The sequence below is a fragment of the Desulfovibrio gilichinskyi genome, assembly GCF_900177375.1.
In the GTDB taxonomy this organism is placed as follows: Bacteria; Desulfobacterota; Desulfovibrionia; order Desulfovibrionales; family Desulfovibrionaceae; genus Maridesulfovibrio; species Maridesulfovibrio gilichinskyi.
On sequence record NZ_FWZU01000004.1, the window covers coordinates 410,356 to 431,357 of the forward strand.

The following is a 21,002-nucleotide window of genomic DNA, read 5'->3' on the forward strand; positions in this document are numbered from 1 at the left end:
ACCTGTGGTTTTTTATATTACAGTTGTGTTCGTTAGTTGGCGAAGCAGTCCGTTCGCCAACCCGACATTCTTTGCTGAACAATATAGAAATCATAGTTTTTCAGCAATTGCCATAGCATCCTGTATCAGATCTTCTCTCGACTTCAATGCTCCTAATTCGTTTAATTCGCCCCCGCGTAGGACATGTGTTTCTTCAAAAAAGTTCAGCATTTCAAAAAAAGTATTATATCGATCAAATAGTTCGGTGAACATCTCTTCCGGTCCCCCTTGGGATTGTATAAAAACCAATTTTTTACCCCTTGGAAGCCGGTGTTTAACCTCTTTTTCTGCAAAATCTGGCATGAGGTATGAGTAGGTTCTGTCGATAAACTTTTTCAGTTGGGCAGAGATGTCGCCCCAGTACACAGGAGTTGCCATCATTATTACATCAGCCTTTTTCACCGCATCCAGAACGGGTGTAAGGTCATCCTTAAGGATACATATTTCGCTTTTATTCTTACAGGCTCCACAGGCCTGACAGCCTCTGAAATCTAAGCTATTCAGAAAATACCTGGTCACCCTGTTGCCTTTATCTTCAAGAGCGGAGGCTACGATCTCAGCCATTTGAGTGGAGTTCCCTTTTTTTCGTGGACTACCTAAAAGTGATACTATTTCCATCTTGCTTCTCCTATTGTAAATTGTTCTTGTGGGTTCTTGGATCAATCACTCAACCCATCGATAATGAAGGCGTTGATGTTAGTGGTTTCTTTTAACAGATATGCTTTCAGTGTATTGTCTCCATTTAATACCTTAGAAATTTTGCCATTATATGAGTGGATTTCTGAGGCGTTTATCCCCTTTTATCGGGGTTAGTTTTGTTTCAAAATCACCACGCCCGAATAGACCGGTCGTCTAGTGAAAGGGCTAAAAAAAATGCTACTCTATCATCATGCTGCTGATACTTGATTTTGTGTGTTCTACTGCGTTACGCACAGGTTCTACACTGCGATTTATAACCGCCCGCTGTATGGCGCCGGACATAAGGTCATGTATAAGCTGGGCTTCCGACGCACAGTTAAAGTTTGCAGGGAGCTGGTTTGCTGCGACAGCCTCCTCGAGGACCTCGCAGAAAATACTGATCCAGTCTTCAAAACCTTGGGCAAGTTCCTTTCGCATATATTCACTGAGATCAGACACTTCAGAGGCCAGCTTTAACGCAAGGCAGGGGAATGTACCCGCAGTGGACTGAATGTAATCAATGCTTCCATCCAGATATATAAAGAGTCGCTTTAGTGGGTCTGACTCATTATCTTTACATATAAGCATTTGACGCTTATTTTCACATGCCTGATCCATGTAATGCTTGATCATCTCAGTACCAAACTTCTCTTTGGACTCAAAGTAATGGTAAAACGAACCTTTCGGAACTTTTGCGACAGTAAGTATCTGCTTCAGGCCGACGGAGTGAAAACTCTTTTCCAGCATGATTTCTTCAGCGGCATCTAAAATGCGATCTTTTGTTGTTTGTCTATCTTTCACACAAGCAGGAATAGACCAGTCGTCTAAAAAAAGCAAGAGAAAAGTAATAGCTAACTAATTTTTAACTTAAGACCATTGTTGAGCTTGCCCTATTAAATAAAGGAGTAATCCACTAGTTTTACTGGTGGGTCCCAGCTACGCTTTGCATGTATGTTGGTGATAAAAGCTGAATATCTCCTTATCATCCCGTGGTGGCGACTCGGAAGGGTAAAGAAAAGTATGAATCTGATAGTTTTTTATTCTCTCATGGTTCTTTTGAAGTAATTTTTTTTCCAAACATGGTATCGAATTTTCCGAACATGATATCGAGCCGATAGACGTGTGCGGGATAGGCAAGCATCTCATCTAGTTCTACGACCCTGAGGAAGTTACGGCCACCCGGACCGATGTTATGAGCGTTTCGTCCTGCATTGTCGGGAAAAGCTTCAAATATTCCAAAAGTTGTGTCGGAGAACCGGAGGCTAAACCATGGACCGGTGTCTGGTTCTTGCTCGACGCCGGCTAAAATGTCCCGGAGGAATTGTTCTACTTTGTCGCCCTTTCCGGGCTTGGCTTCAAGATTGATATAGTAGGCTTTACGCCCCGGTGTGTTGTCTACGCCACTCAGAACACAGCCTGGGCGGACCTCAAGTTGCTCGGTTTTGTGACCGCGATTGGGACCGGGTGATGTTGCGGCTTCATGGTTTATCGTATTTTGGATCATGTGAGTCTCCTTAGTTAATCGTTTGTTTTCCAGTTGAAATGAACGACTGCGCCAGTGCAAGCGGGCTCAGCCACGGACTGGCAACAAAAATTTTGCCAGCTATCTTAATTGTAGACTTTTCTATCTGCCACGTGATAATAATTACATTTGAAACATTACCTACCTGCCACATGGTAGATTTAATTCTAGAGGTCAAAATGGACTTTGTCAACACCAGTTTTAACATGGAAGTGAGTTCAAACTCTCGGGAGAAGATATTGGCAGCTGCCAGAAGGGTAGCGCAGGCACACGGCTACAGCGGATTGAACTTTCGTGATCTCGCGAAAGATGTAGGCATTAAAGCCGCGAGCATCTACTATTACTTCCCAAGCAAGGAAGATCTCGGCGCAGCGGTAGCTAAGCGCTATTGGGAGGACTTAGCGGCCGTTCTGGAGTCGCTGCTGGGCGAATCCTCGGACCCGTTCCTCGCCCTGCGCCAATATCACGATATGTTTCGCAAGGCGCTTGAGAATGATAATCGCATATGTCTCTGCAGCTTTATGGCTGCCGAATATGACGACCTGCCAGAGTCGGTGAAAAAAGAGGTCCAGACCTTTGCCGATGTCAATGTGGCGTGGCTGAGCAAGGTTCTATCCGCTGCGGCCGTGGTCAGCTCCCAGGAGAGTGAACAGCGGGCTCGCGCTATCTTCGCTGCCCTCGCAGGCGCACAGCTCATTGCTAGGAGCCGCTCAGATATTTCACTCTATGACGATATAATCGATAGCTACGGTGTAGCTGGTCTTTTACCGGTAAGCAACCACACTTTGGTTCGCTGAAATACAGCCAATGTGGGTTCTATCTCAAACAGGAACACTTCTGCAGGTTTTCGGACTGACTACAGGTAACGAGAGGATATGGGGTCATCCATTAAAAGGCTGTAGGCAATGGCAAAAACGTACCCTATGCAAGAAAAAAGATTTTGAAAAGAAAAGAGAAACTATATTGGTATTGGTCTGAAAAATTTGAAAAACTCCAAATTGGAGCTGATTTTGAGCATCGCTCACCATGATCCCGCAACACAATTTAAAAAGTCAATCCCAATAAGGGGTTTGAAGCCTGCTCGGGTCTACACTAAAGAAAGGGGCGCAACTCTGATCGTTGGCTCCAGTAAAGATTAAGCCTCACAGTGTGTTATCACGTTGTGAGGCTTTTTGTGTTTCAGATATGTATAAAGTAGCCATGATCCAGAAGAGGATATGCAACCTCTTCAAATGAGACTGCCTCAAAGATTGTACAAATTCATGTTGGGAGACTGGTTCAAGTCCATGTCCGGCCTGATGTGTTCTTTGGCCAACCGGCGGACATCATCCATGGTCTTTGCCGTGGAAAAGGTAGCCAGCAGGCTGTGACCAAATTGGAAATTGGCGGCAAAATAGGGTATGAACATCCTAAATCGTTTGAGTCCTCGGATAGGATCAAACTCCTGTTCCAAGGCTGTGGCCAGACGCAGGACGTAGTCCTGAAAAATAGTGTCGTCCGGCATGTAACCTGCTGTCCATTGGGCAAAGAGCCAAGGCCGGGCTATAGCCATACGTCCTACAGACACTCCATCGCAGCCTGTCGTGGCTAGCATATCATGACAGTGATGCTGGGTTGTCACATTGCCGTTACCAAAGACGGGAATGGAAACCGCTTCCTTGATGAAGCGGATGTGGTCAATGATTGGGGGACGGGTGCGCTTGTCCGGGGACACGCGCGGGTGGAAAACTAGGCAATCGGCTCCTGCTGCCTCAAGTTCTTTGGCCAGATCCACTGCCGGTCCGATCTCCTTGGACCAGCCGGTGCGGAATTTGACAAAAACAGGAATGGACACAGCCTTTCGTACTGCTTTCACCACAGCTACGGCTTTCTCAGGGGTCTTGAGCAGGGCCGCCCCTGCCTCGCGTTTGATCATTCCCCGTGCGGAGCAACCCATGTTGATGTCAACGCCAAAGAATCCCTCTCGTTCCACGCGCTCTGCTGCAATCACCAACTCGTCTGGCGTAGAGCCTGCCAATTGGCATACCAAGCTGGGGAGTTCCCACTTATGCCACCGGAATACTGGGGATATCTTGGGGTTCTCTGTTGGCACAGCCTTGGCACTGCACATTTCCGTAAAGGCCAAGCCGCAGGAGCCGTAGTGGGCCAGAACCTGACGAAAGGCACTGTGGGTCAATCCAGCCATGGGGGCTAGCCACAGGCGATTGGAGATGGTTTTTCCGCCAATAGTAATGGGGGTGTTGAGTTGGTCCGCCAGCTTGGGAAAATGTGGAGGGATGGATTTGTTCATGGGAGCTGCAATACTGGTTGATGGTGTCATGTGGTGCAGCGTTACGTATCCTGTTGTTGCATGATGGGCAAGTATTGAGATCCACTGTCAGCAAATTTGCGCGCAAAACTAGATATCTTTAGGGCGGTTCCGGTAGGTTTGAAGTTCGCCTAGATTGCGAAATATCTTGTTAATAATGGTTTACATATAAGATGTAAGCTTTTTTTACAGGTATCATTGTATTTGATCAAACCTCACGGAATTATTTTTAAAAATAAGGTACAAGGGTAAAAAGAGCTTATTTGTAATTTTGTGAGAATAATATTCATTAAAATAGTCTAAAAATGACATTTATGTGCCAATTGAGGTAGAAAACTATTGCAAACAGGCTGGCGATCAAGGAGACTAATCCGAATTTAAAGAATTTCAAATACCTCCCGAGTGATGCCATGCAGTATGAGATGATCCAGCAAGTAATGAATTGTGTTAGCTATGCTATTGTAGTTGTTGATACAAATTGTATTGTAACTAATATGAATAACGTGGCCATGGATTTTCTTAAGCGGCATGACAGGGCTGCCGTCATCGGCATTGATTCAAAGTTTATACTTCCGATTGCAACTCCTTTTATAAAACAGGGTTTAGCTTCAGAGGATTTTAAAAATGGGACTGGCAGAATTGTAAAAAAAGGAGCCGAGCTTTTTTTTGAAATAACCCCTCTGATCGTGGCCGGCGTGCTTAAAGGAGCTGTCATCAGTCTTCAGAAGCCATCCCGTTTCGAAGAACTGGCGGTTGAACTCAGCTCTTTTCAAGAAATGGCAATTACCCTGCAAGCTATTTTTGACTCATCAAGTGACGGTATATGGGTTACCAGCGGCGACGGCATAGTTACCAATATAAATAAAGCTTCGGAAAACCTTAACGGAGTGAAGGCCGGTAAAGTCCTTGGAAAGAGAATTGATGTGATCGTCAAGCAGGGTTTTGTTGATGTATCTGTCTCCAAGGAGGTTTTGGAAAAAAAACGTCAGGTCAGTATGCTTCAAAACATAACTAAAACAGGGCGGCAACTGCTTTGTACCGGTACTCCGGTTTTTGATAAGAAAGGTACTCTTTCCATGGTTGTTGTGAACGAAAGAGATGTGACTGAATTGCTTGATCTTCGGGAACATTTGAAGACTGCCAGAGAAATTACCGAAAAAGCCCGTAAGGAAATCACCAGTCTCAATATGCTGGAACTCGGAAAAGGAGCTTTCATCGCTGAAAGTAAATCCATACGCCGTTTGCTTGGTAGTGCTCTCAAATTGTCCCAGTTGGAGGTGTCGGGTATTTTGTTGCTTGGAGAATCCGGTACAGGCAAATCGCTAATGGCAAAACTTCTGCATCAGCAGAGTCCTAGAGCGTCAGGGCCTTTTTTGGCAATCAACTGTGCGGCGGTTCCCGAACAGCTCTTTGAAGCGGAACTTTTCGGTTATGAAAAAGGAGCTTTCACGGGAGCAAGGGAGACAGGCAAAGCCGGACTAATGGCTCTTGCTGACGGCGGAACTTTTTTTCTTGATGAAGTTGGCGAAATGCCCCCCTCGGTTCAGGCTAAACTGCTTAAGTGTATCGATGAAAAAGAATTTACTCCGCTAGGCGGCTCAACTCCCAAAAAAATTAATTGTGTCATAATCGCTGCTACCAATAAAGATCTGGAAGAGCAGGTGACTAAAAAGCAGTTCCGTAAAGATCTTTTTTACCGATTAAATGTATTTACCCTGACCATGCCTCCCCTGCGCGAAAGAGTAGAAGATATTTTCGCGCTGGCAACCGCGTTTCTAAAAAAATACAATGAAAGGTACGGTAAATTTAAAACCTTCTCTCCTAAGAGTTTAAGAACTCTACAAAATTATTCATTTCCCGGTAATATTCGTGAGCTGGACAGTCTTATCAAAAAAGGTGTTGCAGTGGCTGAAGAGCAGTTACTGGATAACTATCTTGAGCAAAGTCTTAATGGTGCTGAGGGTGGCGAAGTTAGCTTTGAACGCGGAGCATCCCTTCAGGAAGCGCTTGATAAAGTTGAACGCGATATTCTTATTGAAGCTAAGAAGACATGCGGAACCACACGTGAAATGGCTGAATATCTAAATACAAGTCAGCCTTCAGTTGTGCGAAAGCTGAAAAAGCATGGACTTAACCACTCTAAGTGATCTTTGATTCATAAATGTATCAACATCTATGTAGTACAGTCTTTTCTGCAATATGCCATTATATAAGTGTTTATTTAATAAATACGCTGCTTAAAATATTTATCTGATCATATTTCAGTTAATTTAAGATTCAAATTTGAATCAAAAAACTCTTAAAAATCTTTTATATGTGATTTTTGATTCATATTTGAATCAAAAATGGCTTAAATTGAAGCTTTTGTTTATGTTATCTATCTGTTTTTATTATATAATTTTATGTGGCACAGGAGATGCATTATGTGACCAAACACAAAAAAGGACGGTTAAACAGATGAGTAAGACAGAAAAGCTCTTGGAAAGAAGAAACAAGGCAGTCGCTCTGGGAGTCGGCAACTTGGGTCCGATTTTCGCAGATCATGCCTCAAATTCCACCATTACAGATGTGGACGGGGAAGAGTACATTGATTTTGTTGGCGGAATCGGAGTCAACAATGTCGGCCATTGTAATGAAAAGGTTGTCGCCGCAATCACGGCGCAGGCTGAAAAACTGGTCCATTCCTGTTTTCACATTGCCATGTATGAGCCATATGTCGCTCTGGCGGAAAAGCTTATCGAAATGACTCCAGGAAACTTTGAAAAGAAGGCTGTCCTTCTTAACAGTGGGGCCGAAGCTGTTGAGAATGCAGTTAAAATTGCAAGACTTGCCAGTGGTAAAAGTGGAATTGTCGTTTATGAAGGCGGCTTCCACGGTAGAACATTACTCACCATGAGTATGACCAGCAAGGTTAAACCATACAAATTGGGTTTTGGTCCTTACGCACCTGAAATTTACAGAATTCCTTATCCTTATTGTTACCGCTGTCCTTACGGTAAAGAATATCCTTCCTGCGATGTATATTGCGCTGAGCAGTTCAAAAAATGGTTTATCGGCAATGCCGCTCCTGAAAACATTGCGGCACTGGTGGCCGAACCTATCGCAGGTGAAGGCGGATTCCTTGTTCCTCCTCCAGAATATTTCCCCAGAATAAAAGAGATATGTGCTGACAACGGCATTTATTTCGTTGCCGATGAAATTCAGAGCGGTGGCGGCCGTACAGGTAAGATGTGCGCCATGGAGCACTGGGGAGTCGAAGCTGACCTCGTCACTATGGCTAAGAGTATCGGCGGCGGAATGCCTATCTCTGCTGTTGTCGGTAAAAAAGAAATTATGGACGCCGTGCATCCCGGCGGACTCGGCGGAACTTACGGCGGAAACCCCGTGTCATGTGCTGCCGCCTTAGCATCTATTGAATCCCTCGAAGATGGCGGTATCCTTGAAAAAGGACAGGTGCTTGGTGATAAACTTAAAAAAACCTTCCTTGCATGGCAGGACAAGTATTCAATCATAGGTGAAGTGCGCGGACTTGGTGCAATGATCGCTCTTGAAATAGTGGCTGATCGTGAAAGCAAAACTCCTGATGCAGTTGTGACCAAAAAGATTGTCGCTGATGTTGTTAAAAAGAAATTACTCCTTCTCTCCTGCGGAAACTTCGGCAATGTACTTAGAGTACTGGTCCCTCTTTCTGTAGACGAGGAAACTTTGAATAAAGGTCTTTCCATTCTTGAAGAGGCAATTGCAGAATATAGTTAATAATTAAAGAGGCCTGTTCATTTTACAGGCCTCTTTCTTTTTATAAACACCACATTTAAAAGGAGATTAAAGATGAAAATTTTTAAATCGCTTGTGGGTACGGGACTTCTCTGTGCCTTAGTGCTTGGTTTCAGTTCATTTGCTTTGGCCACCGAGACGGTCAAAGTAGGTAACATCCTTCCTCTTTCCGGTCCATCTGCGGCAGTAGGTCAGCAGGGTAAACAGGCCAGAGAGATGGCTGTTGAAGAGATCAATGCTGCCGGGGGTATTAAAGCTCTCGGAGGTGCAAAGCTGGAAATGTTTTATGCAGATTCCAAAAGTGACCCGAATGTAGGTGTTACCGCGGCAGAAAGATTAATCAATACTGAAAAAGTCAACGTTCTCAGCGGTTGCTGGAACTCAGGTGTAACTTATCCTTCCACTGCTGTTGCTGAACGTTACGGCATTCCTTTCATCGTTCCTGTTTCAGTAAGAGATACCATCACTGAACGCGGATTCAAAAATGTTTTCCGTATTGCCGCTAAAGATTCATGGTGGGCAAGAGATCAGTTCGCGTTCCTTAAAGATATCTCCAAGGAATTCGGAACTGAACTTAAAACTATCGCAATGGTTTATGAAAACGGCGACTGGGGAACCGGTCTTGCCGCTCAGTGGAAAAAGCTTATCGAAAAGAGCGGATACAAAGTCGTTCTTGATGAACCATATCCTTCCAGCGCAACTGACCTTACTCCTGTTGTTAACAAGATCCGCCGTGCAAGACCTGATGTTCTTCTGCTCGTTTCCAACGCAGCAGACGCTGTTTTGCTGACCAACACTATGGCTGATTACAGAGTCCGTCCAAAAGTAATCCTCGGAACAGGCGGCGGCCATGCTGATCCTACCTTCCTTAGCGGAACCAAAGATAATGCGCAGTACATCTTTGATATCGTCGAATGGGAAACTGACGTTAATAAGCCCGGTGTTAAGGAAGTTAACGCTAAGTACAAAGCTGAATACGGCAACAACTTAACCGGTGAAGCTGTAGATGCTTACGTATCAATGTATGTTCTTGCCGATGCACTTGAAAGAGCCGGTTCCGCTTCCCCAGATAAATTGCGCGCTGCTTTAGCTGCAACAAATCTTAAAACAGGTCCTGCGGCAATTGTTTCTTACGATTCTATCGAATTCGATAAAACCGGGCAGAACATGCATGCCTCTCCTGTTGTTGTGCAGATCAATGATCTGGGCAAAGGACTTGAGCGCATCACGATCTGGCCTAAGTCTGCACGTCGCGCAGGCTATACTCCTGTGTTCCCGATTCCTAAAAAATAAGCTGAGCGGGGCGGCTGCGTTACGGAGCCGCCCTCTTTAATGAATGCTCTTTCGTTAAAACTAACTTCTTATCTTTGGCGGTTTCTATGGATTTCTCATATCTCATACAGGACATCATCAGCGGAATTCTCATGGGCTCTATCTACGGCCTTATTGCGCTGGGTCTGACTCTGGTTTTCGGGGTGTTGAAGGTTATCAACTTCGCCCACGGGTCGTTTCTGATGGTGGGCATGTACGCCGCATATTGGGCCGTTTCAATTACGGGTCTTCATCCTTACGTCGCTCTTGTAATCGTTGTTCCGGTAATGTTTTTCTTCGGGTATTATCTGCAGAATTTTCTCATCAAGCCTATCTTTGTGGCTGAAAAGGACGTCAGGGAACCTACTACCGTAATTATTGTCACCACCGGAATCTGGTATATCCTTGATAACATCACCCTGCTTTTTTTCGGCCCGGCCTACAGAGCGTTAACTCCGAACCCGCTTAAGGGAAAGATGATGGAGTTCGGTGATATTTTTATTTCTATTCCGAAATTTTACGGCTTTCTGATCGCCATCGGCACCGCTTTATTGCTTTACCTCTTTTTACAGAAAACCCGCACCGGGAGAGCCATCAGAGCAACCAGTCTTGACCGTGACGCCGCCTCACTCATGGGCATCAATCAATGGAAAATTTTTAATGTCGCTTTCGGGATAGGTACAGCCGTAGCCGGAATCTCAGGAGTAGTGCTTACCACGTTTTATAATGTTTACCCTACAGTCGGTGTTCCGTTTGATGTAAAATCTTTTGTAATTGTTGTTCTTGGAGGGCTTGGATCAATTCCGGGGGCAATTATCGGCGGTATTATCATAGGGCTGATTGAATCCATCGGGCCGACATTTATGACATCTACCTGGACAGAAGCCATTGTTTACGTGTTGTTTCTGCTGGTTCTCTTTGTAAAACCATCTGGCCTGTTCGGTCAGAAATACGATTGGTAGGAACATATTATGACTGAAAAATTTATTAAAAAATGTTGTTTGGCTGCATGCGTCCTTTTCGCTTTCGGAATGCCGCTTGTGGTTCATAGCCCTACTTATCTCCATATTTCAATAATGCTACTTCTTTTTGCCTACATGACCACTTCATGGAATCTTGTTGGCGGATTTGCAGGAGTGCTGCCTCTCGGGCACGCGGTCTTCGTTGGTATAGGTGCTTATACATCCACAATACTATGGTTGCAGTATTCCATATCCCCTTGGATAGGTATGCTTGTAGGCGGAGTACTTTCTGCAATAGTCGGTTTCCTGATCGGCAAACCTACTCTCAAAATGCGCGGTGCATACTTTGCCCTTTCCACAATGGCTTTTGTGGAAGGCGTAAGAGTTGTGGTCGAGAATCTTCCATACATCGGACCTTTTAAACTTAACGGTCCCAGAGGGCTTAATATTCCGCCTATTGAAGCTGGGCATAATGACTTTTTCGCATTTCAGTTCGCAGGCAAAGAACCTTATTACTATATTATTCTAACCATGCTTGTCGGGGTTTTGGCTTTTACTTGGTATATTTCTCGCTCGAAGCTCGGTTATTATCTCATTGCTGGCGGTGAGGAACCTGAAGCCGCAGAGGCACTTGGAGTCAATGTTGCCAGATGTAAAGTCTGGGCGATGGTCATGAGTGCCTTTCTTACCTCACTTGCGGGAACCTTTATGGCGCAGCTTACTTTGTTCATTTATCCCAAGTCTGTGCTCACGCTTGATCTTTCATTCGAGCTTGCATTCATTGCGCTTATCGGAGGCCGCGGTTCGATTGCAGGACCGGTAATCGGAGCATTGCTTCTTCGTCCGGTAAGTGAATTCAGCCGCATCTATTTAAGTGACTCATTACCTGGAATGCATCTGATTCTTTATGGTGTAATTCTTATCGTAGTTATGTTGCTACAGCCTAGCGGACTGACAGATCCACTTACAAAGAAGTTTAATGCCATAGTCAAATTTATTGCCAAAAAAACAAACAAAAAAAAGGACTTCAACGATGAGTATGCTTAAATTCGAAGAAGTAACCATGAAATTTGGTGGACTGACCGCAGTAAATTCTCTGAATCTTGAAATTGAAAAAGGGCAGATACTTGGACTTATCGGGCCGAATGGAGCCGGAAAATCAACCGCCTTCAACTGTGCCTCCGGTGTTTATACTCCAAGTACAGGCAAAGTTTTTTTTGATGGTGAGGATATTACCGGATACAAGCCTTGGGACTTATGCCGCAAGGGACTGGCTCGCACATTTCAGATTGTTAAGCCGTTTGCCACTAAAACCGTTCTTTACAATACTACTGTTGCAGCGTTTGCAAATACTAACAGTCGTGATGAAGCAGAGTCTATAGCTCTTGATGTTCTTAAGAGTATGCATCTTGATCATCGTAAGGATGACATTTCCGGTTCTTTGACCATTGCTGACCGTAAGCGTCTTGAGATTGCAAAGGCTATGGCAACTAAACCTAAGCTTCTGCTTCTTGATGAAGTTATGGCTGGACTTAGACCTACCGAAGTTGATGAAATGATCGATGTGTTCAGGGAAATCCGCGAAAACGGGATCACCATCTTTGTAATTGAACACATCATGCGCGCAATTATGGCCCTATCTGATGAGCTTGTTGTAATTCATTTCGGTACCAAAATATCGGAAGGTAAGCCTGAAGAAGTCGCTCAGGATGAGAATGTAATTAAAGCGTACCTCGGGGGTGACTATGTCGCTGCTTAATATAAATAAGATAGATGTGAGCTACGGTGACGTTCAGGTCATCTATGATCTTTCTTTGCATGTTAATGAAGGCGAGGTTGTTTCTATTATCGGTGGTAACGGAGCGGGGAAGTCTACCTTGCTGCGGACCATTTCCGGATTGCTCAACCCGTCGGGCGGTGAAATTAAATTTGCATCGGATAATATTCAGGGCAGTACTCCTGAGAAGATAGTCGATGCCGGATTGATCCATATACCGGAAGGGCGTAGATTGTTTTCGCTGATGTCGGTTTACGATAACCTTATCGTCGGGGCATACAGCAAAAGAGCTAAGGATCACGTGGAAAAATCACTTGCAACCGTTTATGAAATGTTTCCGCGTCTTGAGGAACGTAAAGACCAGCTTGCTATGACTCTTTCCGGTGGTGAGCAGCAAATGGTTGCAATCGGCAGAGGGATTATGGCTTGTCCCAAGCTTATGATGCTTGATGAACCCTCACTCGGTTTGGCTCCGATATTGATCAACGAGATTTTTGCCAATGTTCGTGCTATTGCTGATAAGGGAACAACTGTACTGCTGGTTGAGCAGGATGTTCAGCATTCACTTTCTCTTTCTGACAGAGGCTATGTTCTGGAGCATGGACGGGTATCGATGGAAGGAAGTGCCAAGGATCTTCTTAATAATCCTCACATCAAGACCGCCTATTTGGGAATTTAACCTTAATAGTAATTTAATTTATATAGATTTAAATACAAGGAGCCTTTTTATGAGTATTCAGAGTCTTAATCCGGCTACCGAAGAAATAGTCGCCTCTTTTGATCCATTGTCAGAAAGCGATTTGCAGGACGTTCTTGATTCCACCGCGGAGTCTTGGACCGCGTGGAAATTAAAAAGTTACAGCGAACGGGCCGGACTCCTGAAAAAAGCCGCAGAACAGTTACGTATTCAGAGTAAAAAGCTTGCTGAAATTATGGCCGTAGAAATGGGCAAGCCTGTACGTATGGGCGAAGGTGAAGCTCTAAAATGCGCCGCGGTATGCGAATATTACGCAGATGAAGGCGAGGGGATGCTTGCTCCTGTCCCTGTCGAAGGTGTGGGGCGTAAAGCATATATCACTTTCGAACCGCTTGGCACTGTGCTGACAGTTATGCCTTGGAATTTCCCGTTCTGGCAGGTGTTCCGCATAGCAGCTCCTTCGCTTATGGCTGGGAACACAGTTGTTCTCAAACATGCCTCCAACGTCCCGCAGTGTGCTTTGGCTATTGAAAAAATATTTGTGGATGCAGGATTTCCTGCAAATGTATTCAGAACGTTGCTCATAGGGGCCGGTCAGGTTGAAACTGTTCTGGATCATAAATCAGTGTTCGCCGTAAGTCTTACCGGAAGTGAACATGCCGGTCAGAAAGTGGCTTCCGCCGCTGGCGCAAGACTGAAAAAATCAGTCATGGAACTGGGCGGCAGTGATCCTTTGATTGTGCTTGCCGATGCCGATCTTGAAGAAGCTGTAAAGGTTGCAACCATGTCTAGGTGCGGTAACACAGGGCAAACCTGCATTGCTGCAAAAAGGTTTATCGTGATGGACGAGGTTTACGATGAATTCTTATCCCGACTCACGGAAAGCATGTCTAATCTGGTTGTAGGTGATCCTCTTGATCCGAAAACGGACATGGGGCCGATGTCATCCGGTCCTTTGCGCGCAGAGTTGCAGAAACAGGTTGATCGCTGTGTTAAAGTCGGCGGAAAGATTTTGATCGGCGGCAGTATCCCTGACGGAAAAGGATATTACTACCCGCCAACCATAGTTACTGATATGCCGACAAGTGCGGATGTTTGCAAAGAGGAATTGTTCGGACCTGTTGCAATGGTTTTCCGCGTGTCTTCCGTTGACGAAGCTGTCACCGTAGCAAACGATACTCCGTTCGGCCTTGGCGGTTCGGTTTGGTCTAAGGATGAGGATATGGCGGCAAAGGTCGCGTCTCGCATCAAAACCGGTTGTGTTTTCATCAACAGTCTTGTCCGCAGTGATGTGCATCTGCCGTTCGGTGGAATCGGCATTTCCGGCTATGGTCGTGAACTTGGAAGTTACGGAATCCGCGAATTCGTTAATGTAAAACCGATTTGTATCGGCTGATTATAGATAAGTTTTCTTAGGGATAAATTAGAATTGCTTGGATAGGCTTCACTGGGCGGGGTGCTCAGTGGAGCCTATTTGGTTTCAATAAAATATAATCGGCGACCACGATTAAATTATAAAGACTTTGCACTTAGAATATATTATCTCATCCCTTGCTATTCTTGGCAACATGATAACAGGTTTTTAGGGTGATATCCTGTTGTTATTAATATTATATCTTTAAAATTTATTTGTCGGGGAAACCGTAAAATGCGTCAAATTAATTTTGCTGCGGCTTTAAGCCTATTTGTTATTTTGACATTTGCTCTTTTCTTTCAACCAAGCTCCGCCCACTGTTCAGATATAGATACTTCTGCTCCTAAGCTTTTTTTCCAAAATAAGCAGGTTGACCCGTTAAAGGGAACTCTCGGGTCTACGATGTTACCATCAAACGATACTTCTTCCTCTGAAAACGAGAATCGTTCAAGTTCTACGCCAAGTTTAGCAAAAACTATAGCCCGGATTTTCTCCTCTTCCGATACTACCTCTGTTGAAGAATATGATTATTATGTTGTTCAATTTTCCGGCCCTGTTCAACCTTCATGGAAAGAAGCTCTTTCAGGCCTAGGGGCTGTCTTTTTTGACTATATCCCTCAATATGCATTCATCATAAAGCTCGGAAATGCAAAGGTTGATGCCGTTAGTGAGCTGGGATTTGTGCGCTGGATCGGTAAATATGATGCTGACCTGAAGCTGTCCAGAGATGTATATGATATCAGTCCAGAGAAATTGAAGGCACAGGAGTCTATTTTAAAAGTCAGAGTCGTTGCTTTTCCGGGCGAAGACATTAATTCGCTGGTAAATGCAATAAGTTCTGCCGGCGGAACTGTTGTTTCAAGTTCTTCCTCAACGTGGAGTATTCGAGTCGAAGTTAAAATTTCGATTAAAAATGTACGCGGACTTAAAAATATAAAAGGCGTTAAATGGGTCGAAAGAGTACCGGAGCATCACACGAATAACAATATTGCAACCGGTATCGTTGAGGCTCGCTCAGCTCAGGGAAAAACATGGCCAGTTTCAGGCGGTAATCTGTTTGGTGAAGGGCAGATTATAGCCGTGTGCGACAGCGGGATTGATACTGGGAATATCTCCACTATCCATAAGGATTTCAGCGATGGACAGGGCGGGAGCAGGATTATAGATAATATAGTTTTTCCAGATGCAAGTGCCATAGATTACCTAGGCCATGGAACTCATGTTGCTGGAACTATTGCCGGAAACGGTATTAAGTCAGGAGCTTCTCCTTTAGCTAACGTTTTCCCGAGCACCTCGTACGCAGGGATGGCTCCGAAGTCTAAATTGTTTTTTGAAACTGTTGGTTCTATTGACATACATGAGAGTCTGAAGCTTCCTCCGGACCTCGCGGATATTTTTCAACTGGCTTATGACGCCGGAGCCCGTGTCCACAGCAACAGTTGGGGGTCCTCAGGAACAGGGGATTATGACAGTGAATGTGTCAGCGTTGATCAGTTCACGTGGACTAATAAAGATTTTCTTATTCTCTTTGCGGCGGGCAATGAAGGTTCCGATAAGGATGCTGACGGGGTTATCGACCATTATTGCATTGGTACTCCGGCCTCTGCCAAAAACTGTTTGACAGTAGGAGCTTCTGAATCCTACCGAACTGGAAGCAATGAAGGATATGCTGCCTATAAATTGAAAGCTTTTGGATATTCTGCTGAACCCTTAGCATCTGATTTTATCTCTGATAAACCTTACGGTATAGCTGCCTTTTCAAGTCGCGGTCCGACTCTGGACGGTCGCTACAAACCTGAAGTAGTCGCTCCGGGAACTAATATTCTTTCAACAAGATCTTCGGCGCAACTAGGGAATGCATGGGGGGCTTTCAACGAGTATTACTACTGGTCAGGTGGGACCAGTATGGCCACTCCGCTGGTTTCGGGCATGGCGGCAATAATGCGTGAATACCTTATGAAGGAGGAAGGCTTTACAGCACCAAGCGCGGCTTTAATTAAGACGAGTCTTATTCATGGCGCAATCTCGCTTGTTCCAGGTCAGTATGGAACAGGAGCGGCTCAGGAGATTACCGGAGTTCCGGATGATGTTCAGGGGTGGGGGAGAGTAGATCTTGAATCATCTATTAATTCTGACAGCCGTTATAAAATTAAATATTACGATATTAAAGATTCCGCTCCGGCTGATACAACTTATTCCCGCACCTTTTCTTTTGATGTTAAAAATGACCAAAAACCTTTTAAAGCAGTTCTTGGTTGGACCGACTATCCTGGTTCTGTAGCTGCATCCGGGGGGCTGGTTAATGATTTGGACCTCAGGGTCAAAAAACCAGACGGAACATGGCTTTATCCTGATAATGCTCGCAGTTTGAGTCCACTCACAAAATGTTCTTATGTTACAGAGGTTAGTGACAGTTTTTACACGGGTAACGGAATCGGTGTGCGAGTGACTCCTCCATCATACCCATGCACGCTTGAGTCAGTGGTTCTTGCTTTCGCCAACAGTGGCCGAGTGATTAAAGATGTTTCCGTTGTCATATACCGATATGCCGGGGGTGTTGGAGCTGAACTTTTCAGAAAAAAATTCGCATATATTCCGTCAGGCGAGTATGCTTTTCCAATAGGACTGAGTCTCACAGAGGGAGAAGTTTTGGTTGCTGTGGAAAAGGATGGTACTGCGTTCGGGGTGAACTATGACTCCGTGACTCCTACGTCCAGAGGATTTATACAACAAGTCGGCGGATCTTGGGAAGTTGCCGCTTTTACTCCTGCTATAGGAGCTAATTTCAGAACGAATATAACTTCTACAGGTTTTGACCGTTTGAATAATTCTGTCTCTGTAACGATCCCTAAACCGCAGATCGGCACATACCAAGCGGAGATTACCGCCAATAATATTCCAAACGGTCCACAGCCTTATGCCTTGATTTTAAGCGGTATGGTGGGAGAAAATCCTACAAATGGAGAAATTGCGCTGAACGCAGATCAACCAAATGCTCCAATCTCAACTTTTCTGAGCAAAACGCACTCTCCTAAAACTGCTGAAAATATAAACGCTGTGTATGGAACTGCGCTTGAAAATGTGTATAGCGATAAGTCTTCATTTTGTGTGCAGACCGAAGCAGACCGTGTTATCAGCATACAGTATTCTGTAAGCGGACTGCCTGCAGTTGCGGCCGGTAAATTGGCTTTAGAGAAATTATTCAGTAACGGCACACATATACAGTTTAAATATGCTGCCTTTGAAGATTATACCGATGGTAACTGGTGGCTCACTGACGTATCGGGAAATTATGTTAATCCTGTGCAGACACTAAATTCAACAACTCCATATTATGTTATCTCGGCCATTAAAGACGGCGGAGCCTATGATGAAAACCCAGATTCCGGAGTAATCAATGATCCGCAGATTCTAGGTATGAGTTCACCTGGTTCCGGCGGAACAGGCTGTACCGTGGGAATGAATGACGATTATGGACCGGTTCTTTTTCTGCTGATAGCAATAATTTCTCTGCTGTTACGGCGCAAAATCTCAAAACGACTGATGGTTCACAGTGATCAGTGAGTACCGTTGTCTTTTGGTCATGTGATGATGGCTCTGTCTATCTCTTAACCATCTCCTGAATGAGTTTGTCCAGAGAATGGACCATTTTGTTGACTTGTGAGACGGACTGCGCGGCGTCGTTCATAGCATGACCTGTTTCCAGTGATATCCTGTTCACGTCCTCGCTTGAACGGGATATTTCTTCTGCGGCAGCGGATTGTTCTTCAGAAGCTGTAGCTATGGATGCTACCTGACCAGATGAATCTTCCGCGTAGCCAACTATTTCAGCCAGAATGTCGCCCGCCTTGTCAACCAGAGACGTGCTGTTGCCGACTTCCTGAGCCGCAGTGTCAGTAGCCGTGACGTTGCGCTTACACGAATCCTGAACCGCGCTGATGGCATTATTGACTTCGATTGTAGCTGTCATTGTTCTTTCCGCAAGTTTTCTGACTTCGTCGGCAACCACGGCAAATCCTCGTCCTGCTTCTCCGGCTCTTGCCGCCTCAATGGCAGCGTTAAGTGCCAGCAGGTTGGTTTGGTCGGCGATGTCACTGATAACCTCTATGACATGTCCGATGGATTCAGCCTGAGTTCCTAGGCTAACCATATCAGCTTTCAGGGTTTGGGTTTGCTGATTGATCTTGCCGATGGCAAGCACTACCGCGTCCACGCTTGACTTGCCTTCCAGAGCTTTTTTCATTGTCATGGTCGTGTTTTCGGCGGCGTGAGAGGCGTTTTGGGCTACTTCCATGACTGTGGCATTCATTTCTTCCATAGCCGTGGCGGTCTCGGTGGCCCGTTCAGATTGTATTTTGGCCCCTTGATTGGCCTGTTCGATCTGACCGGTAAGGCTCTGGGATGATTCAGCAAGGCTTTTGGATATATCCGATGCCTGGTCGGCCAGATTGGCGACCTTCCGCTGCATGCTGACAATTTCGGTCTGGTCGATGACTACTTCGAATGCACCGCAAACCTTTTCAGTACTATCGGTGAGGGGAATGGCTATATACTTTATTTCCAGATCCATATTCTGAGGATGGGCGTCCGTTTCCGAATACCCGGACTGCATGGTTTTCATGGCCTTGGAACAGGCACATTTCTCTGTCTGGCAGTCAGAGGTCTTGAATACATCCCAACATTGAGTCTTGCCGTGGTATTGCTCGCGATTTTTGAATCCTCCGAGCTCCTGCGCGGTCTTATTGAAATACAGAATTGTGTATTCCAGATTGATGGCCATAAGCGGTAAGGGAATGGCATCTATGATTTCAAGATACGATTCGCTGCAATGGTTGATTCGTGCCACAAGGGATTTGAATTCACCTTGCAATCCTTCATCGGAAATCACGTCTCTGAGATTACCGACTTCGATCTTGTCGGTGGTATGAGCTATCCTGTTCATGATCATTTTGAGCACTTTGGGAACTTCGGCCAAAGCTCTGCACATTTTGCCTATCTCATCCTCATTGTTTACTTTCAGCTCGGCGTCCAAATTCCCTTTGGCGATTTCGGCGGAAAAAATCATGGCTCTCTTCAGAGGAGTCGAAATGCTGCGGTAGATGAAAAGTCCTATGAAAATCACTACCAGTATCGCTGCCAGCAGGGTTCTCAGGGCCATGGCTGAAGCTTCAGTTTTCACACTCTGGGCTTTTGCTATGGTTGCAGCTTTGGCCGGGTCAACGCGGGTTTCCATGATGTTTCTTAATTCAGCCAGCAATGACGAAATGGTTTCATTTTCAGAGACTGCGGCAGCCTCCTTCGTGTCAACGAGAGTCTTATATTGCATCCCGTGGACAGTGTCTTCGTTCACCATGCCATCCCATTCACCTTCAAGAGTCTTCATACGTGCTGTCAGGTCATCGATTTGGGTGTTGATTTTTTTGATGTTTGCAATTTTTTCCTGAACAGGCCCGGCTGCGTCCTTCAACTCTATGTGATCTTCCAGCAGTGAACTCCATTCTGTAACGCCTTCATCCAGATCGGAAAACGCCTTGGATGCTTTGGTGCTAAGTTCCTCATTATTTCGCAAGTTTTTTAAGGTGAGAATCTTATCCAGAGTGATAACACGCTGGATCACCGCTTCGTTCATAGTTTCATCCATTTTTCCCCATTCCATGTACTTATTCATTTCAGCGTACGTGGTGTCGAGTGAAAGGATACTCATGTAGCTGATAACTACAGAAGAGATGAGGGCTATGGAAAAACCTAAAATCAACTTGCTGCGAATGCTGAGCGAAATCATGAGGTGGTTACTCCAAAAAAATCAAATGTGTTAGGAATATAAAACGATTATTTTAAATTATATTTTCAAATATTTGTTTAAAAAAAACAATACCTAATAATCATACTTAAATCATTACCAAGGAATGGTATCAAAATCATCAGAAATTTTGTGTTTCTACATTGTTTAGAAATAGGTTTTTTAAATCAATATCAATAGATTTTTTCTATCAATAAATTCCAAAAATAATGCAGTGTTAGCACGGGAATCGTTATGTGGGGTTCGTGTGCCTTAGCCTATGTATCGCGCTTCCTACAGCTATAAATGGGAAGAAAAAAGCTGGGACTGGATTGTCGATCGTATCGCCCACAAGGTCAAAGAAACCCGCGACAAAGAATTTGTCCGCACTCGGCGAAAGCTTCGGCCGAGGTGCTATGACCAACCATTTGATCGACATTAAGAATGCCGACTCCATTCTGATCATGAGCAGTAACGCCGCAGAGCATCATCCGATCTCATTCAAGCGGGTTCTCCGTGCCAAGGACAAAGGCGCAACCGTGATGCACGTTGACCCTAAATTCTCCAGAACTTCAGCGCGTTCCGACTTTCATATTCCCTTGCGCTCTGGTACTGATATCGCCTTTCAGGGCGGCATGATCAAATACATCATCGACAATAAGAAATACTTCAACGAATACGTGGTCGAATACACCAATGCTATCGCTGATAGTAGGGAAGGGTGCCGGAACTGTTTTTAGA

16 protein-coding genes and 1 pseudogene are annotated in these 21,002 nt (G+C 45.0%); 11 read left to right on the forward strand and 6 right to left on the reverse strand.

What is annotated here, in order from left to right; translation table 11 throughout:
- Positions 1 to 90: 90 nt before the first annotated feature.
- From B9N78_RS13410 to B9N78_RS18190, 4 genes are all read right to left on the reverse strand, one after another.
- Positions 91 to 657, reverse strand: a complete 567-nt coding sequence (locus B9N78_RS13410) for a flavodoxin family protein (protein WP_085103117.1) — start codon at positions 655 to 657, stop codon at positions 91 to 93.
- 258 nt (positions 658 to 915) lie between these two features.
- Positions 916 to 1,518, reverse strand: coding sequence for a TetR/AcrR family transcriptional regulator (locus tag B9N78_RS13415; RefSeq protein ID WP_137982545.1), 603 nt, complete (start codon positions 1,516 to 1,518; stop codon positions 916 to 918).
- A 244-nt stretch (positions 1,519 to 1,762) separates the two neighbouring features.
- Positions 1,763 to 2,221: a putative quinol monooxygenase gene (locus B9N78_RS13420; protein ID WP_137982546.1), complete on the reverse strand. Its 459-nt coding sequence runs from the start codon at positions 2,219 to 2,221 to the stop codon at positions 1,763 to 1,765.
- 10 nt (positions 2,222 to 2,231) lie between these two features.
- Positions 2,232 to 2,417, reverse strand: coding sequence for a hypothetical protein (locus B9N78_RS18190; RefSeq protein ID WP_170921427.1), 186 nt, complete (start codon positions 2,415 to 2,417; stop codon positions 2,232 to 2,234).
- Position 2,418: 1 nt separating this feature from the next.
- Between B9N78_RS18190 and B9N78_RS13425 the strand changes: the two genes are divergently transcribed.
- Positions 2,419 to 3,036 carry a TetR/AcrR family transcriptional regulator gene (locus B9N78_RS13425; protein WP_212637023.1) on the forward strand — a complete coding sequence of 206 codons (618 nt, stop codon included), beginning with the start codon at positions 2,419 to 2,421 and terminating at the stop codon, positions 3,034 to 3,036.
- A 446-nt stretch (positions 3,037 to 3,482) separates the two neighbouring features.
- Here the strand turns inward: B9N78_RS13425 and B9N78_RS13430 are convergent, their stop codons facing one another.
- Complete coding sequence (locus B9N78_RS13430) at positions 3,483 to 4,529, reverse strand: tRNA dihydrouridine synthase (protein WP_085103353.1); 1,047 nt, start codon at positions 4,527 to 4,529, stop codon at positions 3,483 to 3,485.
- Between the two features lie 440 nt (positions 4,530 to 4,969).
- On the opposite strand from B9N78_RS13430, the gene B9N78_RS13435 reads away from it, so the two are divergent.
- The 9 genes from B9N78_RS13435 (at position 4,970) to B9N78_RS13475 (ending at position 18,046) form a co-directional block, all read left to right on the forward strand.
- Positions 4,970 to 6,694 (forward strand): sigma 54-interacting transcriptional regulator, encoded by a 1,725-nt coding sequence (locus B9N78_RS13435; protein ID WP_245805555.1) that lies wholly within the window; start codon positions 4,970 to 4,972, stop codon positions 6,692 to 6,694.
- Between the two features lie 310 nt (positions 6,695 to 7,004).
- Entirely contained in the window at positions 7,005 to 8,303 is a 1,299-nt protein-coding gene (gene gabT / locus B9N78_RS13440; RefSeq protein WP_085103355.1) for a 4-aminobutyrate--2-oxoglutarate transaminase, read from the forward strand.
- Between the two features lie 72 nt (positions 8,304 to 8,375).
- Positions 8,376 to 9,614 carry an ABC transporter substrate-binding protein gene (locus B9N78_RS13445; protein WP_085103123.1) on the forward strand — a complete coding sequence of 413 codons (1,239 nt, stop codon included), beginning with the start codon at positions 8,376 to 8,378 and terminating at the stop codon, positions 9,612 to 9,614.
- Between the two features lie 86 nt (positions 9,615 to 9,700).
- A complete protein-coding gene (locus B9N78_RS13450; protein ID WP_085103125.1) occupies positions 9,701 to 10,594 on the forward strand; it encodes a branched-chain amino acid ABC transporter permease in 894 nt (297 codons plus the stop codon).
- Positions 10,595 to 10,603: 9 nt separating this feature from the next.
- Complete coding sequence (locus B9N78_RS13455; RefSeq protein ID WP_085103127.1) at positions 10,604 to 11,641, forward strand: branched-chain amino acid ABC transporter permease; 1,038 nt, start codon at positions 10,604 to 10,606, stop codon at positions 11,639 to 11,641.
- Positions 11,628 to 12,353, forward strand: a complete 726-nt coding sequence (locus B9N78_RS13460) for an ABC transporter ATP-binding protein (RefSeq protein WP_085103128.1) — start codon at positions 11,628 to 11,630, stop codon at positions 12,351 to 12,353. The genes B9N78_RS13455 and B9N78_RS13460 overlap by 14 nt, the downstream gene beginning before the upstream one ends.
- On the forward strand, positions 12,340 to 13,050 hold the full coding sequence (locus tag B9N78_RS13465; protein WP_085103130.1) for an ABC transporter ATP-binding protein: 711 nt from the start codon (positions 12,340 to 12,342) through the stop codon (positions 13,048 to 13,050). The genes B9N78_RS13460 and B9N78_RS13465 overlap by 14 nt, the downstream gene beginning before the upstream one ends.
- A gap of 49 nt (positions 13,051 to 13,099) precedes the next feature.
- Entirely contained in the window at positions 13,100 to 14,464 is a 1,365-nt protein-coding gene (locus B9N78_RS13470) for an NAD-dependent succinate-semialdehyde dehydrogenase (RefSeq protein ID WP_085103132.1), read from the forward strand.
- A 252-nt stretch (positions 14,465 to 14,716) separates the two neighbouring features.
- Positions 14,717 to 18,046 (forward strand): S8 family serine peptidase, encoded by a 3,330-nt coding sequence (locus tag B9N78_RS13475; protein WP_085103133.1) that lies wholly within the window; start codon positions 14,717 to 14,719, stop codon positions 18,044 to 18,046.
- 37 nt (positions 18,047 to 18,083) lie between these two features.
- Here B9N78_RS13475 and B9N78_RS13480 read toward each other — a convergent pair whose 3' ends face one another.
- Positions 18,084 to 20,264 (reverse strand): methyl-accepting chemotaxis protein, encoded by a 2,181-nt coding sequence (locus tag B9N78_RS13480; protein ID WP_085103135.1) that lies wholly within the window; start codon positions 20,262 to 20,264, stop codon positions 18,084 to 18,086.
- 274 nt (positions 20,265 to 20,538) lie between these two features.
- On the opposite strand from B9N78_RS13480, the pseudogene B9N78_RS13485 reads away from it, so the two are divergent.
- A pseudogene (locus B9N78_RS13485) lies at positions 20,539 to 20,962 on the forward strand (molybdopterin-dependent oxidoreductase); the annotation flags it as partial.
- Positions 20,963 to 21,002: the final 40 nt, after the last annotated feature.

What these genes read in the sequence shown, in the direction of transcription:
- B9N78_RS13480 (WP_085103135.1), bottom strand. Translation starts at nt 20,264, where the DNA reads ATGATTTCGCTCAGCATTCGCAGCAAGTTGATTTTAGGTTTTTCCATA.
- B9N78_RS13460 (WP_085103128.1), top strand. Translation starts at nt 11,628, where the DNA reads ATGAGTATGCTTAAATTCGAAGAAGTAACCATGAAATTTGGTGGACTG.
- B9N78_RS13435 (WP_245805555.1), top strand. Translation starts at nt 4,970, where the DNA reads ATGATCCAGCAAGTAATGAATTGTGTTAGCTATGCTATTGTAGTTGTT.
- B9N78_RS13450 (WP_085103125.1), top strand. Translation starts at nt 9,701, where the DNA reads ATGGATTTCTCATATCTCATACAGGACATCATCAGCGGAATTCTCATG.
- B9N78_RS13465 (WP_085103130.1), top strand. Translation starts at nt 12,340, where the DNA reads ATGTCGCTGCTTAATATAAATAAGATAGATGTGAGCTACGGTGACGTT.
- B9N78_RS13470 (WP_085103132.1), top strand. Translation starts at nt 13,100, where the DNA reads ATGAGTATTCAGAGTCTTAATCCGGCTACCGAAGAAATAGTCGCCTCT.
- B9N78_RS13425 (WP_212637023.1), top strand. Translation starts at nt 2,419, where the DNA reads ATGGACTTTGTCAACACCAGTTTTAACATGGAAGTGAGTTCAAACTCT.
- gabT (WP_085103355.1), top strand. Translation starts at nt 7,005, where the DNA reads ATGAGTAAGACAGAAAAGCTCTTGGAAAGAAGAAACAAGGCAGTCGCT.
- B9N78_RS13430 (WP_085103353.1), bottom strand. Translation starts at nt 4,529, where the DNA reads ATGAACAAATCCATCCCTCCACATTTTCCCAAGCTGGCGGACCAACTC.
- B9N78_RS13410 (WP_085103117.1), bottom strand. Translation starts at nt 657, where the DNA reads ATGGAAATAGTATCACTTTTAGGTAGTCCACGAAAAAAAGGGAACTCC.
- B9N78_RS13445 (WP_085103123.1), top strand. Translation starts at nt 8,376, where the DNA reads ATGAAAATTTTTAAATCGCTTGTGGGTACGGGACTTCTCTGTGCCTTA.
- B9N78_RS13420 (WP_137982546.1), bottom strand. Translation starts at nt 2,221, where the DNA reads ATGATCCAAAATACGATAAACCATGAAGCCGCAACATCACCCGGTCCC.
- B9N78_RS13455 (WP_085103127.1), top strand. Translation starts at nt 10,604, where the DNA reads ATGACTGAAAAATTTATTAAAAAATGTTGTTTGGCTGCATGCGTCCTT.
- B9N78_RS13475 (WP_085103133.1), top strand. Translation starts at nt 14,717, where the DNA reads ATGCGTCAAATTAATTTTGCTGCGGCTTTAAGCCTATTTGTTATTTTG.